We start from the raw sequence: 16,566 nt of genomic DNA on the forward strand, positions 1-16,566 counted from the left end.
AAGGTAATTAATGCTATCTTAGAGCTAACCTATTACCAAAGAAATGAATTCATTTATTGCAAAGATTTCCATGATGGTTTTAACCATCATCTGTTTCCATACGGTTTATGCGCAAAAGAATAAAGCAAAACCCAATGTCATCCTGATTTATGCGGATGATCTGGGTTATGGGGATGTGAGCGCCTATGGGGCCAGCAAAATTCAAACACCTCATTTGGATGCCTTGGCAAAATCCGGAACACGGTTTACTAATGCCCACAGTACTTCAGCTACCTGTACTCCATCACGTTTTGCCCTGATGACTGGTAATTATCCATGGCGCCAAAAAGGTACGGGCGTTCTGCCAGGAGATGCCAAATTGATCGTTCCTACGGACAAGGCAAGTTTGCCCAAGGTCTTTAAACAAGCGGGATATCAAACAGCGGTGGTAGGAAAATGGCATTTAGGTTTAGGCAATCAAGTGGAAAAGAACTGGAATGAGGATATCAAACCTGGACCTAATGAGGTCGGATTTGATTATTCCTTTATCTTCCCAGCAACTGCTGACCGAGTACCCACCGTATTCATGGAAAACCATCGGGTGGTTGGATTGGACCCTAAAGATCCCATCCGCGTCAATTACCAGGAAAAAATCGGAAACGAACCAACTGGTAAAGAAAATCCTGAGTTGTTAAAAATGAAGGCATCTCCCAATCATGGGCATAATAACACCATTGTAAACGGAATTGGAAGAATCGGTTTTATGGAAGGCGGAACCAAAGCCCGTTGGGTGGATGAAGAAGTCTCGACCACCTTTCTCCAGGTCGCACAGGATTTCATCAAAAAGAATAAGCAACAACCTTTCTTCTTGTTCTTTTCCCTTACGGAACCGCATGTACCCCGGATGCCAGCCACCTTCTTTAAAGGAAAAAGTGAACTTGGATACCGTGGGGATGCCATTTTGCAATTGGATTGGACAGTTGGCCAGATCATGGAACAATTGGAACTGCTGGGCTTGAGGGATAATACCATCATTGTGTTTTCTAGCGACAACGGCCCGGTAATCGACGATGGTTATGAGGATGAGTCTGTAGAGAAGAGTCATGGGCATGAAGCTGCCGGTCCTTTCCGAGGTGGAAAATACAGCAACTTTGAAGGTGGAACCCGAGTTCCGTTCATTGTGGCGGGAAAAGGCATCAAAAAGAACCATGTAACCGACGCCTTGTACAGTCAGATCGATCTGATTGCCTCGTTTGCAGAAATGTTGGGTCAGGACAAACCACAGGATGCAAAAGATAGTGAGATGCTTTTTTCTACTTTACAGGGAAAGGATAAAAATGGCCGTTCTATCTATGTTCAGCATGCGCAATCATTGGCGATCGTAAAGGATAATTGGAAATATATAGTGCCTAATAATGGCCGGGCTATCAATAAACAAACGAATACCGAATTAGGGAATTCGCAAGTTCCCCAATTGTATAATTTAGCTGAGGATCAAGGGGAAAGGGTTAACCTTGCAGAAAAATATCCGGAGAAAGTAAAAGAACTTCAGGACTTATTGGAAAAAGAAAAGAACAAATAGCTATTCCCTTCAGGAATAGCTAATGATCAGCCTATCTCCTTTTCTAAGGATTATTTCTTCGGCAAACTCCATTGTTTTCTTATTGTCGGATCCCCCTTTTTTGGATGTCTCCAATGGGTGTCCATTCAATGAGACCGTTAAGGATCTATTTTGATGGGATGCAAAGCCATCTCCCAAACTCAACCTTTTAAGGGTTAAAGTTCCATAACGCATGAATATATCGGCCATTGGCCCCTCTTTCAGGTTTAATCGTTGGGAAAAGGTTCCCCAACCTTCTGCCGCAGTAAATGCTGCCCTAAATTCTTCCGGGTTTATTTTTGGATCAAATCCTATGCTTTTTTGTGGGCCATGATACGTAAATCCGCAGGCATTGATGAAACTGCCATAGCTCGCCATCGCGCGGGCATAATGGTCACTACATTCGATTTCATTGAAAGGATTTCGCTTTGAACCATGATATCGATCGTGGATTTTTCTGGTCAGGATCAACCCTTCATCCAGCATTCCTTCGGCTATCATATGAGCGGCTACTTGATGTTCAAAGCCACTCATGCACTCATGGAAATAACCAAGTTGCCAGGTCACATTTTCGCCATATGGCTTATCCTCATTTTTAGGATTGGTATTCATGACCATTCCCCCATCTCCTGCCAACGCGTAGGGCCTTCCATTTAAATGCGTTTTGATATAGGGACCAACATCATTGGTAAAATTATATTTCCATAAAGCTTGTAGGGCAGATAAGGTTTTCTTTTTATCATTGATGCGGGGCAGGTTCAATTGATGCGTCCATGCCTGTCCGTAAACCTGATCGATATGGCAGGTATTATAAGATCCCAATTTCTTCCGTCCAAAGTCCTTGTTAGGTCTATGAATATAATATTCTCCATTGAACAATTCTTCATCCATATGCTTGGCCCCTTTTAGGACATAGTTTTCACAGATTTTTTGGAATTCAGCATCAGCAACTTCTTCCGCCATTTTTGCTCCTGCCTGTACGGCTGCCAGACATAAACCTACTATCCAGGCAATCTCTCCTTCCCATACAGCATCCAATGTATTTTCCATGGGCGTGTCGGTCATCCCATCCCCATTTTTATCCTGATCCAAAACAAATTGGATGGCCTTTTTCAGATTACTCCAGTTCCGTTTTAAAAAAGCATCATCCTTACTCATCTGATGATCCCTATAAAACCTTAAAATAACGCCTGCCTGTCCGTCGATTGCCGGTCGGGATTCATATTCTGCCCGAAAGATGATTGCTCCGGTATCGGGTTTAAAACCGACACCTAAATCTGTTGTTTCCCGGAGATTCCGCTCCAGTTCAGGAAATATCCGACCCATCGATTGGCCATATTGCCAAACATGGGTGCAAGTTCCGGCACAAGCTCCGATACCTTCCCAGCCCCAGAACCGTCCTGTAGCAAAACGCATGGTATTTGCGGTTGCCAAGGTTCCTATGTTGAGGAATGTCCTGTCCAAAAACCAGTATGGCAAGCTGCTGTCGTTCCAGGTATCTACCCAATCCAGCGTCTCGGAGGTAAGCTTGGTTTTATTTTCCAGGTAATAAGCTAATACTGCAGCAGCATCCTTAAATTTTGTTCCATACCAATAGCCATCCTTTGCATCCTTAATTTTTGCCTTTAACTTTGGATGTGGATGATTAAAATGCCAAGCAATTGCGAAACGAGCAGCAGTCGATTTCTTAGGAGCCAACTTCTTGGAGATTTGGATCGCACCGATCTGTGATTCTTGGAAATCCACAGCTGAAATATTTTCATCATTCGCCTTCTTATTGAATAAATCCTTCAGCTTATAATTCACATGGTATATGGCATTCGCATCTTCACAGGTGATCCCCATCGTTCCATGGTCACCCGCAAGCTGGAATTCTTCAGGCACATCCTTGCATGAAAATTGAATTAACTTAGCTCCATCTTTCTTTTCATGGAGTTGAGCTACCTTCTTTACCTGTCCAAAATCGGTTCTCCCATGATGTACACCATTTTCCAAATAGCCGATCAATTGGATATCAAGGGATTTATTGGTCTTATTCACAACATCGAGATGAAAACAGGATAAGGGCAGAGAGGAATTTTCTACATCTAATGGAATGTATGGCGTAAAAGCAGTTAAGGTAACATCCACCGGAAAATCCTGACTCGTATAGGTAATCTTACAGGATGGATAGGTGGGTTCAAAAATTACTTCATCCCACAATGCTGCATCCAAATCTTTAAGCTGTATTTTCTTCCCATCCAATACCTGTATTTGGAAACCTTGTGTAAACTTTTGAAGATCTTTTGCCAATGGCGGTTCAACATAGGCTGCCCCATCCCTTGGCCTTACCTTAACCATTTCTTTCCAATTGTGCCATTGAATGACCTTGTTCTCCACCCCTTCATTCATACCATCGTAAGAATCATTGAATACTTGCCATAGCCATAGTTTCCCGTCGCCCCCGATATATACGGTACCTGTATGCAAACCGCCAATGGGCATGCCTATGTATTTCAGTTCATCCTTCGATTTTCGATAAGCAATCTTATCGCCTTTTAGGTACAAGGATTTTATCCATGCTGGATTAATCCCTTTGTTTTCTGGAATGTTATGGATAGGGTTTTCCCAAGCAAACACACTCTTTCCCCATACCGGAAATTGAGTTAGTAAGGTTGCAAAGCCCAAGAGGCTGGAATTTTTTAAAAAATGGCGTCTATTCATGTTCAAATTGGAATTCCCTTGCGTATTTGCTTATACCTTAGGGATCTGTTTATAGTTGATTTTACAATCTTACTTAATTTAGCGATAATTAAGCTATAAATGAATCAGTATGAACAATTTGTTACAATACGGAACGTTTATTGTTAGGATTAGGATGATTAATGACGACCATGAAATTAACTTATGAAAACACGTTCCGCGTTCCTTCTTTTTCTGCTTCCATTGCTTTTCTTTGCGAGCTGTAATCAAACTTCAAAATCCCAAAGCCAAGTTCAAAAAAGTAAAAATCAGATCTGGGAAGTACGGGAAAAGAATTATTCCTTAGACATTGAATTTATTGATTCCATTCAATTTTATGTAGAAAAATCCAAGACCAAACCGGTAGATACTTTACAGAAGATCACGGATTTTGCCACGGCAAAAAAGATGTTGACAGGGGTTGTGGAATTCCGTGAACATCAGGAATATAAAGGCTTAAGACGGATTTTATTCCGAAACGGAGGTATCTATAATAGCCCATACGATGAAGAGGGTTTTGTGGCCTATTATCCTTCGGAAGATATTATTCTGTTTGAGGGTGGTCATTCTTCGGATGTAAGTTTTGATCTTAAGGACGGTCGGGAAACGGAAATTGCAGGTAATCCCGATTTGATGTATAATTCACCCCAGAAAACCGTTCGATTGAATGGTTATTATCCTGGACAGGAATGTGACACCTATTTTATCCAAAAAAAGATGGCAGGAAGGTTTGAAAATATCATTCCCTTATCGGAAGTTTTTGAAAAAAGGGAAAAGACTTTCTTATGCCATATCCCCGAAGCCTTCTGGCAAAACGAAGAGGTACTTTACATGAAGGAAGTCATGTTTTGGGAGGAAAATAAACATGTAACCAAATATTACAAAATAACCCTTATCAATACCAATTTTGAGCCGGTGAAAGAGGCTGTTTGGAGATCTAAAAATCCGTTTGATTTTATTCCAGAGGGATATAAACTATTTAAGGACGAATATCCGGCGGAGGGTCAGGAAGATGGGCTGATCAAAGGGGATTTGAATAAGGATGGATTAGAAGATGTGATTATGCTGATCAAGGGAACTGATACGAGTATGGTGGTTAAGAATACGCATGGGAAAATGGTGGATAGGAATAGAAGGGGGATCATTATACTGTTCAACAAAAAGGATCATTATGAGTTGGGATTGAAAAACTATACCTGTTTTACCTCTGAAAACGAGGAAGGAGGAGTTTATTTTCCCCCGGATTTAGGAATTATGGTGGAGCGAGGGAACCTAAAGATTCATTATGCACATGGTAGATATGGGCATTGGGCCTATACGTTTACTTATAGGAATCGGGATTTTGAAATGATTGGATACGATGAGAGTTCGAATCATGGACCTGTTGTTTTAAGCGAAACGAGTATAAACTTTCTGACCAAAAAGAAACTGACGAGGAAGAATATTAATCAAGCGGAGGATGATGGTGGTGAGGAGGTTTTTGAGGATACCTGGGAGGATATTAGTTTGGAAGAATTAACAAGGTTATCGGAGATTAGGAATTTTGAAGAGTTTGATGTTTCTGAAGCTTATAGTAAGCCATAGAGGTTGTTATATGCTAAGCCATAAAGGGTGTCATCCTTAGTAAACTTAATGTCATCCTGAGCAAAATTAATGTCATCCTGAGCGTAGTCGAAGGATCTGTACGGTTGCTTACGAACAGATGCTTCGACGATGTTCAGCATGACATGATGCTCAGCATGACATCGTGCTCAGCATGACATGGTGCTGCCTTTATCAAATTTCTCTATACCCAGCACCGAATATCTCAACTTATCCCTATCTTAGTGTTGAAAACCAAAATTATTAACACTACCAATGAAAAGAATCTTTCTAAGTATCGCCCTATTGCTTTCTATAGGAGCTTATGCACAAGCCCAAAGTGGCTTTGGAATAAGAGGAGGTTTAAACCTAGCCCAAGAATTTTCTAGGACGGATGATATGACCGCCATCACTAAGATTGCACCGCATTATCATTTAACAGCCTACTATGATGCCCAGATCAAACCTACATTTTCCATACAACCCGGATTATCCTTAGAAAGAAAAGGGGGAGCTTATGAAGAAGATGGCAGAAAATACACAGATAAATTTCTTTATCTCCAATTACCTGTCAATTTTTTAGGTAGAATCCCTACCCGAAAAGGCGACTTTTTTATTGGTGGCGGATTTTATCTAGCATATGGAATAAGTGCAAAATTATCTTCTGGAGGTGTTTCCGTAGATTTAGAAATGGGAGAACTAGAGAACCAGATTAAGCCATTCGATGCTGGTTTGGGTACCCTGGCTGGCTTTAGACTGAATAATGGCCTGGTCTTCCACCTAGCCTCCGCTGCAGGATTTGTAAATATGTCAAATCAATCACAATCAAAATTTTTTAACAGAACAAGTTCGATAGGTATTGGATATGAATTTAATAAGAGATAAAAAGTCTGATTAAAAATTGTTTTTCAATCCTGCTAAGGTTATCAAATATTTATCGATGTAAAAGTCTTTGTCTTTGGATTTATATTGCTGGATATATCGGGGATGTTCAAGAGCCGTCATTTTTTCGAATAGCTGTTCTTCCCTATTAATGATTTCCAGGAATTTTAAATTTTTCTTACCAAGGACAAAGACTTCTGAAGTATCCAGGCCAAGTTCGATATGTCTTTTCAAGGAGGTAATCATAAAAGGTTTCACATCTTGAAATAAGGCCATATCATCATAATAATTGGCATTGGTCCATTGTCTGTTCTTTCCCTGGCGGATGATCGCCAAAGGAAAGGGGGAATTGACATAAAATTGGGAATAGAATCGTTCGGGCCCTCCAAACGCCCTAACCATATCATAGAAAAAAACGGATGACACTTCGTGGGTATGGGCAGATTGCATTTCAATTCCGCACTCGGTTTTCAAGCGTTTAGTATCGGTAAATGGAACGCCCGTAACCCCAGCACCATGCCGACTAGGGTTAATGCCTATGATAAACTTTCGCTTATTGTTGTCGTTATAGTATTTATGGTAGAATTGTGCCATCACTACCAATGTTTCCGGATTTTCAAGAAATGGATTCATTACCCTGAAATCTGGGGGTAAATTCCCTTGATAATGCAGGGTTTTGTTAAAGCTGATGATTTTATCTGCTAAGGTAGTTGACATTCATTCAGGATTTGATGGCTGATTTTTAATTGATGACCGATTGTTCCAATTCAGTTGGTTTCATTTTAATGCCCAATAATGCACCAATAATTACACCCAAGATCAAGCTGGACACGAAATAGCCGGTTAGGCTAAATCCTCTATCAATATCCGCCATGATCCCTACTGACGTTTCCAAAACAAATCCAATAATAGAGAAGGTAATTAGATTTTTGATAAGGTTACCTTTTACGTTATAATACGAGATTAAAAAAGATCCTAAAAGGTATATAAAACCAAAAATAAGACCATTTGAAATGATTTCTAAATTATTAAAGATTCGGGTAGAAGACGCTAATAATTCCGTTGCAAAACCAAAGATCAACAGCAATAAAATGGACGGTTTAGCCAACAACGATTTTAAACTGATATGACCTACGTTTTTTAGGCTAAAGATAATACTGAGAGCTCCTAAACCCAGACTCACTCCCAATAAATAGAGACTAAACTCGACATAATCATTATCAAATTTATAGATTGGATATCTCAAAGCATCTATCATTTGAAAATTCAGTTGCCTTGGAATGAAAATCGTCATAGCCAATGGAATAAAAGCCAATAACACTGTTTTAATCGGATTAATATCCACTTGTCTTTCCAAAAAGCGGGAGATGTTATGCTTTTTCTTTACAAGATAGAAAATCAACACTATTAAGGCAATATGGAATAGAACAACCATTACAGAAGAACCAGCCGATGTATGATAATTTTTGAAAACAAGTAGGTAAAAACCTCCTCCTAATAGTCGTAGAAAAGTCCATCCTAGTGCCAATAATGCTACACCCAAAAACAAATAAGCCCATATCTTATTGGTCTGGACACTAGGATTCACCTTGCTGTATTCATTAGTCAATATTTCCGTATCGCCTAAGCGGTGACGGGCAACCATAAATGCTTCTTCGGGATTTAATCCATTGGATTTCAATTCTTCGAAGGCATCATACAAATGCGCCTTTAATTCAGCGAGATCTGAATCGGTGGTACTGCCCTTTTGCTGAATGAGCAGGATATGATTGGCAATTGCCTGATCTAAATTGAAATCGGTTTTTCCCATAATTGATGTATTAAATCATTGATAAAATTCCATTGTTCATATTGATTGTCTAGTTCTTTTCTACCCTTCTCGGTCAATTGGTAATATCTTCTTGGGCGACCGGAATCTAAATTCTTCCATTCGCCAAGGATCCATTCCTTTGTCTCCATTTTTTTTAACACAGGGTATAACGTACCTTCAGCCACAGAAAGTTCTGATCCTGTTTTTTCCTTCAAAAGTTGGATAATTTGATATCCATAACTTTCTTGCCTTTTCAAAATCAGCAGGACGAGTGGTGCCAAGGCACTTGCCATTAATTCTTTACTAAGTTCTTTCACAGAACAATTATACTTAGAAGTTCTAAGTATTCAAAATACTTTTGGAATAATAATGAATAACCGCCCCAGAATTAAATCTTTTTATATACTGAAGAGTAAAATCCGTCCTACTATTAATATTCTCAAATAATTGTAAGCCGGGTCCTGCAATGATGGGAAAAATGCAAAGTTGGAATTCGTCAATTAAATTTAAGTTGAGCAATTGTATGATCAAACTTCGGCTACCGACCAAAATAACCTTGCTACCTTGTTCTTTTAGATCGATAACTTGATCATACAATGTACTACCTGCTAATTTCGCGGAATCCCAGCCAGTTGATAACATGGTATTGGAAAAAACTATTTTTGGAATTTTATCGATGGATTCAGCAAAATCATTTCTAGATTTAACATCTGAAGGCTCATCAATCAAATTTTGCCAATATTTCATAAGTTCAAATGTCTTTCTGCCATAAAGGATTACATCTGCACGCTTTAATAGATCAGCATAATGCTCGTGTACTTCTTGATCCGGATTAGGGATTCTATGATCACAATTTCCATCAATGGTCATATTGAATGCAGCAATGATTTTTCCCATATTCTTTTTTATTTCTAATGTAGGTATGTATAAAGGAATTCGGATTGCCATATGGCAAGAAATATTCCTGCGAAATAAGCTGATCGGTTACATTAAAGCTGATTCTTAATTATTTCAAAAATTCGATCCTCTGGTATAAGGAAATCAGCATCCGTGTATGGGATATGCTGATCTATCCTCAGTCCCTTTTTCTGGGTTTGATCATTGTTGGGATAAAAAATGGCATTTCCTGTAAATTCCAATTGATATCCTCCAGGAAGCATCAACCTTTTGATATCACCATCAGCTCCCGCAGTCTGTTGACCTATCGTAATCGATTGAGGAAAGATATGCTGTAGATTCATCGTGTTCCATTCGCTGGCACTTAATGTTTCTTCATTGACCAGAATGAATACTTTTCCTTTATATTGGTGCGATTTGAGTTTTTGGTTGGCAGGGAAATAGGTTTCTGGGTTTTGGACATAGGAAAAAGTGCCAATATTGCTCAAATTCTGTTGGTAGTATTTCCCAAAATAATTGCTTTTTTGACCGAAATACTTGTATACATAGGTATAAATAAACCCTCCCCAATCGGGATAGGCTCGCATATCAAAAACGATTGCTTTTTTTGATGCTGCATTAGTGAAAAGGCTGTCCATCGTTGAATCGATTTTATTATCCTCGACATCTTCAATAAAATAAAAGGTCTGGTCAATTCTGAAATAGGAAATATCAGGATGATTTAATGTCCGATTGTTTTTTAATTGTATTTTTCCCCTTAGGTAGGAAAGAATAATCTCCAATTCTGCTTTATTAGTTGGATTTACAAGTGCTATTTTAGTCTGAAGTATATCTGAATGCCCTGCCTTTTGAACTGTGAGGTTTTTAATGGTATCATCATCCATCCACAGCAGATTTTGCTGATAATCCGATAAACGGATTAATAAACCTGCTCTATTGGATGTAGAAAGTAATTTACTCTTTTCCAGGATGATCTCTGAGATTGACTGGCTATTAATTGCTTTTATTCTGTCCCCAACAGCAATATTTGCTTTTTCACAAATTTCTGGGATGATAATGTGGGTGACCAAAACATAATCATCTAGGATCTGATAATCAAAGGGTGCAAAAAATGATGTGTGGTAGATTTCTTTTTTATGATGAAACTGATAATAGAATTTATAGGAATGTGTATCTTCCAAAAGTGCTACCGATTTAGCAAGGACAGTTTCAAATGCTTTTCTAGAATCTGCAATTAGGCATTCATCAATTAAACTCTTCAATGTTTCCGTAGAATGCCCATCCATTAAATATTTATGTGGATATAAATAATCTATTGCTCCAATTATTTTAGCTAACGCCAGTAGTCTGAATTTCAATGGAAGGTTCTCCTCTTTAGAAAAATTATAAGCCTTTTCATGGGGGATATCGATGGTAAAACCATCTTTTGGAACATAGTAATGTTGTTCTCCTATAAACCTATTTCTATGAATTGCTCTAAGTAGTTTTTTATTCTTAATGGTAATTGATGGATTCCTTTCAAACCAATCAAAATCTTGATTATCATCAACTATATCCGATGGGGCATTACCTTTTTTTGTAGAATTAACAATATTAGTCAATCCTTTTGTTAGCAAAGAAATAGACTGGTTGATATTTAAATTTTTGCTTTCTATATGGTTTAAGAATAGGCTATCTGCATCCAGCTTACCACTTGCCAAATCAGGATGATAATATTTAAGGAAATTCCAAACTTTTATAAAATCAAAAACCGGATTTTCTTTCGCGTGTAATTGTTGAAGGAAGAAAAGGCATATAATTAGGAAGATTTTTCTCATTGTTTATTGGCTAGTGCTTGATAGTAACCTAAAAATACGTGATAAATTATTAGGGAACAATTAATAGGGATTTAATATAATAGTTAGATCTAAATAGTCCCTTATATTTTATAAATTAGATTCGAAATGTAATGGAAATGTTAGTGATGTGTAGGGAAAAGACGGGTTTTGGAAAGTCTTTCAATTAGGACTCTTTTGGGCATAGTTCGCTTCGAAGTAAAAGCATACTGAAAGTATGCTAAAAGTATGTAAAATGTATGCTTTGCATACTTACTTTATACTTTAACCCTGCTTTAAACATACTTAAAGCACGATTACAGCCCGAAAACAAACATATTTTGAATGGCAAGGTTGGAGACGCTGTAGAGAAAATGGATAATAAATGTTAAAGAAGAAAAGAATCCGGTGAATTTATTGAAACATGATTCAACGCTGCGAACTGCAATTGGTCTTCAAAGGCATTATATACAATCACCCAGTCAAAATCTGCCGGGAAAAGAACAACATCATTTCCTTGAATATCTAATATATTAGCAGTAGCATATTCCGCGAACTGCTTCAGGTCTACCTCCAGCATTAATGAATATTCCACCCAGCACAGATAAGCGAATTGGTCAAATAAGCGTTGTTCCTTAATAAGGTCCTGCAATACACCACACTGAGTACCCATCACGGCTACAATCGGCAGCTCAGGAAAATAACGCGTTGTATGTACTGTGGGATACCGTTTCATTAACTGTTTCAGCAAATTAGTATCGACCTCTATAGGTATTGGTGGTAGATTGTGATGCATCAATGTATCATCGCGGAGCTGTTCCAACAGTATAGCTTGCAAGTCGTTAGGAACAGCGCGTAGCGACACCACCCGAAAGCGAATATCCAAATGTTTCATTTCGGCTAATACATCCAACAAAGGATATACATAATTCTTTGCAAATGCATCAAACTTAAGTTGTAGCTGTAGGTGCTCCCTTTTTTGCTTTAGAATATTAATATATGTAGAATCCATACTGTTTTTCTTTATTTTTAACCACGTATAGTACAAATATTTACGAAACCAACACTCTCCTTAAACAATTTTATTGATTCTGGTAATAACTTTATGATTCTTAAGTTTCCAATTTAACTTCAATTATTTTGTTTTACTTAAATAGGAGTTTACTAAATGAAGTATTTTACTTTATCTCATTTCCCTTTTTGTCAATACTAAACCATTTATTATTTAGCGTTACATGAGCTTCTCCACCAGAAAAGCTGGCAACACTATCATATTTTATTGCAATGATTACTTTACCCTTTTTGTCAATAAAACCCCATTTTTTATTGCTTTTTACAGCTGCTAAGCCTTCAATATAATCTTTAACAATTTCATACACTTCTTTTCCAGTTTTATCTATAAAATTGATTTTATTGTTTAATACCACCGCTGCCAGACCTTCAGAAAAACTATTGACGATTTCATATTTAAAAGGAATTAATTCATTCCCCGTTTTATCTACAAAACTCCATTTATTATTAAATTTTACATTTGCAAATCCTTCGGAAAAATCACCCGCATCCTCATATTTTGAGAGAATTACTTCTTTACCTGTTTTATCTAGAAAACCCCATTTATTATTTAGTTTTATTCTTACAAATCCTTCGGAAAAGTTACTGGCAAATTCATATTTCAAAGGAATTACTTCATTACCAGTCCTGTCTATAAAGCCAACTTTTTTATTCAATAATACTGCTGCCATGCCTTCGGAAAAAAAAGAAACATCATCATACTTTATAGACGTTATTTCTCTACCTGTTTTATCTATAAAACCATATTTATCGAAAAGTTTTACTATTGCAAATCCTTCGGAAAAGCTATCGGCAAATTCATATTTAAAAGGAATTACCACATTTCCAATTTTGTCTAGAAAGCCTACTTTATTATTTAAAACAACTACTGCCAAACCTTCTGAATAATCTGTAATTCCATCATATTTTATAGCGGTGACTACTTTTCCTAGTTTGTCTACAAATCCCCATTTTTTGTTTAAGGCTACTCTTGTCAATCCATCGGAAAAATCATAAACATATCCATATTTTAAAGGAACAACTTCATTTCCGTTTTTATCAATAAATCCCCATTTATTATCTAATTCTACTCTTGCCAATCCATTGGAAAAACCAAAAGCGTTTTTATATTTTAAAGGTATTACCACCTTACCTGTTTTATCTATAAAACCATGATAACCATAACTTATAACTTGTGCCAGACCTTCGGAAAATTTACCAACACCCGAATATTCATGTTTTGAAAAATTAAATAGTATGTTGCCAGTGCTATCATCAATAATAAGATATTTATCGCCTGAGATGCCCGAGCGATTTATAATAGACTGAGCTAAGCTAAAGCTTACCATAAATAGCATGATTGTTGTTATGAATAGTTTGATTCCGTACATGTTTTCTGATTGTTTGTAGTTAAAGTAGTCCAAATTTCGTTGCAATTTTATTCAGTTCGAGTTTCACAATCTCGCCTTCATCGGTTTTTTCGCTTACTTTATCATAAATTTTATTATACTCTAATAGCTTTTTATTGATGTCTTTTTTGTGTTTCTTTAATTCGGCAGAAGTCCAATTTTCGAACGTAGCGCTTATTCCCAAAATAGTCGGGCTATGGATTTCTTTTATTCGCAAATAAGCATATTCAAAATCAAGTAACATTCTAGCTGTTTCCCATTTTAGCTCGCTATTGTTTTTTAATGAACTCTTTTCCATTACTTTTGCCATCAGCTGGCTATATTGAAACAATCTGTAAAGAGAATTTCCACCTCGAACTTCCTTGTTAAATAATAAAGACATGATATAATCAAAATTCTCGACCGATTTTTGTATTGTATGAACTTCGATTTTATTGTTGGTTAAAAAGATTTCGGGTTCTTTGGAATAACGAACAATTAAAGGGAATGAGCGGTTGATGTCCTGCTCTATTTCAGATCGAAATATTTCTGTCCAGTTCGGCTGCCTATTTAATAGTTCCATTGAAATTTCGGAATCAGAAATTGTTTCTAAATATCCTATCAAAGAGTCATAAGCTTCTTTTTTGGAATTAAATAGCTGGATATAATCCTGAATATCCAAATTGGCTCCTTCATCCAGAAAATAATGGAAAAGAAAATCAATTGATTTCAGTCTGTTGTAATCAATGGCTTTCTCATTTTTACAACTCTCTATCAAGTCACTTATCCTCTTCCCTATTTCTGGATTGAATTCAATCTTATAGCCTATAAAAGAATGGGAAAGCAAATGTGACTTCCATAAATGATAAATGATGTATTGATCTTTATCAGGAAAGTCGACCAAAAATCTCTTAATGATTTTACTTGAAATATCTTTATAATTTTGTTGCTGTTTCTTTTCTGTCTCGGAAAACTCAATATTATAGATATTCTCATGATATAAGCCTTTTCTTAAATAATCAAATAAAGGCTCATGCTTAGAGAGTAAACTAAAATAATTGCCAAAGAGTTCTAATATTAGTTTTTCTGTAAGATATCGTCCTTAAAATCCAAGACATATAATTCGGATGCTGCTTTTGCAAGAGGAATATAACTTCTTTCATCTCCACGCGAAGCGAGATGGCGAAACATATGAAATGCTGAGCTAAGAAATTTCGTTTTCTCTTCTTCTCGGATTGTTCTATCCGCGACACTTTTATATAGCACTGCTGTTGCAAAGGTTTTAAAATCCGATTCGGGGAGTATGCTTAAGGCTTCAACGATAGGAGTAACCTGCTCAGGATATTTATTCATAAAATCGGCATATGAACCTAATGGATTACTAAGATCAAACACAAAAAGATGGAGCTTATCCTCCATATTTCCTCCGTTAAAAATCGCGTCGTACTCGGTTGTAAGCTTATTAACATCTATCTCTTTGGCATCAAAAATCTTTTGAATATTAACGATCTTAGGGTTCTTCGAATCCGGATAACCAAAAGCTCCCTTTGCACTGTTCGCATGCTGTGCGAAACTACCGTTCATTATAAACAGCATTAGTGCCAATATAAATAGCTCTAGTGCTCTCATTTTACTTTCTTTTTATTAATTTCAGTAGCTTTTCCATAATAACGTATGGAAAATATTCCATCATAATCTTTATCATAAAGGAATAGTTCGTCATAATACCCAGAACTAGATATGGTTAACCATACTTTATAGCCTTCGATAGCAAAAATATATAGTAAATTATTGAGTTTTGGATCTTGATGGCCTTTATTATTTTCTATCTTAATATCTGACACAATTGGAAACTTACCGAATTTCTTTTTATTAAAATCAATAAGAAATTCTTTCTCCGATTTAGTATTTTCATTTAAATCATGAGCTGGTTTATATTTTAAGCTTGCTTTAAACTTATACTTTTGTGCTGCTACACTGTTAAATGCTGCATAGGCTACAACGAATAGCCCAGTTAGACCCAATTTTGCAATTGTTTTCATTCTTATAAAAATTTTCATTTTATTTTCTCTTTCAAATTAGTAAGTGTCAATTGTTCAATTCTCACTGAGGAATATATTTAAATCCATAACATAGTATTTCATTTTTCTTATTGATTCTGGGATTAAAACGAAAAATTAATGCTGAACAAGATAGCATTGAGTCGGAAGCCGGAAGCCGTATTTCAGTGTCAACTGTGATCTGCTTTTTTGAATAGGTACCAATAGTTTAGTAGCACGTATAAATCTAACTCTATCATTTTTTTCTATTAACTTTTTATAGTTTGATTCTTTCACACCTTTGAAATCTTTAATGTTTTTTTTGTGCCAGCACAGAGACCGTTAGGAAAAACACCATGCCATACATGCTTACCATAATTTTGATGATTCTTGACATATTTTATTAGATTTATTACCTATTACAAAGCTACCCGAACATATCATGTAGATAAATACCTAGAGCTAGGTATTTTATTCATCCAATCTGGTAAATTTAGCTTTTGACCCCAATATGCTGTTCTCTTAGCATTTCGGAGAAATATTAAGCTCAGCAAAAAAAATAAAATGACTTTCGGATTTTACAAGGGGAAAACTGCATGTTACCTTAAAAAGGATAAAAAATATCCGATATATTTCTGAATGGATTATTGATAATTAGCACCTTCGCTAGGAAGGAAGGATTGTGCCAGATCTGGGATCAAGCTGAATCCTTGGGGGGGAATACTAAAAATTTCTTAGTTTAGCATCTTTAAAACAGTTATCCCTTGCAAGAAGCCGAACGTAAATTACTATCCTTGTTGATGCC

14 protein-coding genes are annotated in these 16,566 nt (G+C 36.7%); 3 read left to right on the top strand and 11 right to left on the bottom strand.

The features are described 5' to 3' along the window. Positions 1 to 43: 43 nt before the first annotated feature. On the top strand, positions 44 to 1,561 hold the full coding sequence (locus VJ786_RS06890; RefSeq protein ID WP_099367231.1) for a sulfatase family protein: 1,518 nt from the start codon (positions 44 to 46) through the stop codon (positions 1,559 to 1,561). A gap of 9 nt (positions 1,562 to 1,570) precedes the next feature. Here the strand turns inward: VJ786_RS06890 and VJ786_RS06895 are convergent, their stop codons facing one another. Beyond that, on the bottom strand, positions 1,571 to 4,282 hold the full coding sequence (locus VJ786_RS06895; RefSeq protein ID WP_099367230.1) for a GH116 family glycosyl hydrolase: 2,712 nt from the start codon (positions 4,280 to 4,282) through the stop codon (positions 1,571 to 1,573). 183 nt (positions 4,283 to 4,465) lie between these two features. Here VJ786_RS06895 and VJ786_RS06900 point away from each other — a divergent pair, with 183 nt between their 5' ends. Together VJ786_RS06900 and VJ786_RS06905 are read left to right on the top strand one after the other, a co-directional pair. Next, positions 4,466 to 5,884, top strand: a complete 1,419-nt coding sequence (locus VJ786_RS06900) for a hypothetical protein (protein WP_218962216.1) — start codon at positions 4,466 to 4,468, stop codon at positions 5,882 to 5,884. 273 nt (positions 5,885 to 6,157) lie between these two features. Beyond that, positions 6,158 to 6,766, top strand: a complete 609-nt coding sequence (locus VJ786_RS06905) for an outer membrane beta-barrel protein (RefSeq protein WP_099367229.1) — start codon at positions 6,158 to 6,160, stop codon at positions 6,764 to 6,766. A gap of 9 nt (positions 6,767 to 6,775) precedes the next feature. On the opposite strand, the gene VJ786_RS06910 is transcribed toward VJ786_RS06905, so the two are convergent. The 10 genes from VJ786_RS06910 to VJ786_RS06955 form a co-directional block, all read right to left on the bottom strand. Then, the gene (locus VJ786_RS06910) at positions 6,776 to 7,480 is read right to left on the bottom strand and encodes an SMUG2 DNA glycosylase family protein (protein WP_099367228.1); all 705 of its coding nucleotides are present in this window, start codon (positions 7,478 to 7,480) and stop codon (positions 6,776 to 6,778) included. Positions 7,481 to 7,505: 25 nt separating this feature from the next. Then, positions 7,506 to 8,573, bottom strand: a complete 1,068-nt coding sequence (locus VJ786_RS06915; RefSeq protein ID WP_099367227.1) for a permease prefix domain 1-containing protein — start codon at positions 8,571 to 8,573, stop codon at positions 7,506 to 7,508. Further along, the gene (locus VJ786_RS06920; RefSeq protein WP_144038156.1) at positions 8,549 to 8,890 is read right to left on the bottom strand and encodes a PadR family transcriptional regulator; all 342 of its coding nucleotides are present in this window, start codon (positions 8,888 to 8,890) and stop codon (positions 8,549 to 8,551) included. The genes VJ786_RS06915 and VJ786_RS06920 overlap by 25 nt, the downstream gene beginning before the upstream one ends. A gap of 22 nt (positions 8,891 to 8,912) precedes the next feature. Beyond that, positions 8,913 to 9,470, bottom strand: a complete 558-nt coding sequence (locus VJ786_RS06925) for a dihydrofolate reductase family protein (RefSeq protein WP_099367225.1) — start codon at positions 9,468 to 9,470, stop codon at positions 8,913 to 8,915. Positions 9,471 to 9,562: 92 nt separating this feature from the next. After that, positions 9,563 to 11,287: a S41 family peptidase gene (locus VJ786_RS06930; protein WP_099367224.1), complete on the bottom strand. Its 1,725-nt coding sequence runs from the start codon at positions 11,285 to 11,287 to the stop codon at positions 9,563 to 9,565. Positions 11,288 to 11,672: 385 nt separating this feature from the next. Continuing rightward, on the bottom strand, positions 11,673 to 12,296 hold the full coding sequence (locus VJ786_RS06935; protein WP_099367223.1) for a hypothetical protein: 624 nt from the start codon (positions 12,294 to 12,296) through the stop codon (positions 11,673 to 11,675). A 166-nt stretch (positions 12,297 to 12,462) separates the two neighbouring features. Further along, the gene (locus VJ786_RS06940) at positions 12,463 to 13,725 is read right to left on the bottom strand and encodes a WG repeat-containing protein (protein ID WP_218962215.1); all 1,263 of its coding nucleotides are present in this window, start codon (positions 13,723 to 13,725) and stop codon (positions 12,463 to 12,465) included. 19 nt (positions 13,726 to 13,744) lie between these two features. Continuing rightward, positions 13,745 to 14,569 (bottom strand): hypothetical protein, encoded by an 825-nt coding sequence (locus tag VJ786_RS06945; protein WP_099367222.1) that lies wholly within the window; start codon positions 14,567 to 14,569, stop codon positions 13,745 to 13,747. 230 nt (positions 14,570 to 14,799) lie between these two features. Next, positions 14,800 to 15,351: a hypothetical protein gene (locus tag VJ786_RS06950; RefSeq protein WP_336557483.1), complete on the bottom strand. Its 552-nt coding sequence runs from the start codon at positions 15,349 to 15,351 to the stop codon at positions 14,800 to 14,802. Continuing rightward, a complete protein-coding gene (locus VJ786_RS06955; RefSeq protein WP_144038154.1) occupies positions 15,348 to 15,764 on the bottom strand; it encodes a hypothetical protein in 417 nt (138 codons plus the stop codon). Before VJ786_RS06955 ends, VJ786_RS06950 begins: the two co-directional genes overlap by 4 nt. Positions 15,765 to 16,566: the final 802 nt, after the last annotated feature.

Origin of the sequence: Sphingobacterium tenebrionis, from assembly GCF_037126265.1 — a bacterium.
Lineage (GTDB): Bacteria > Bacteroidota > Bacteroidia > Sphingobacteriales > Sphingobacteriaceae > Sphingobacterium > Sphingobacterium tenebrionis.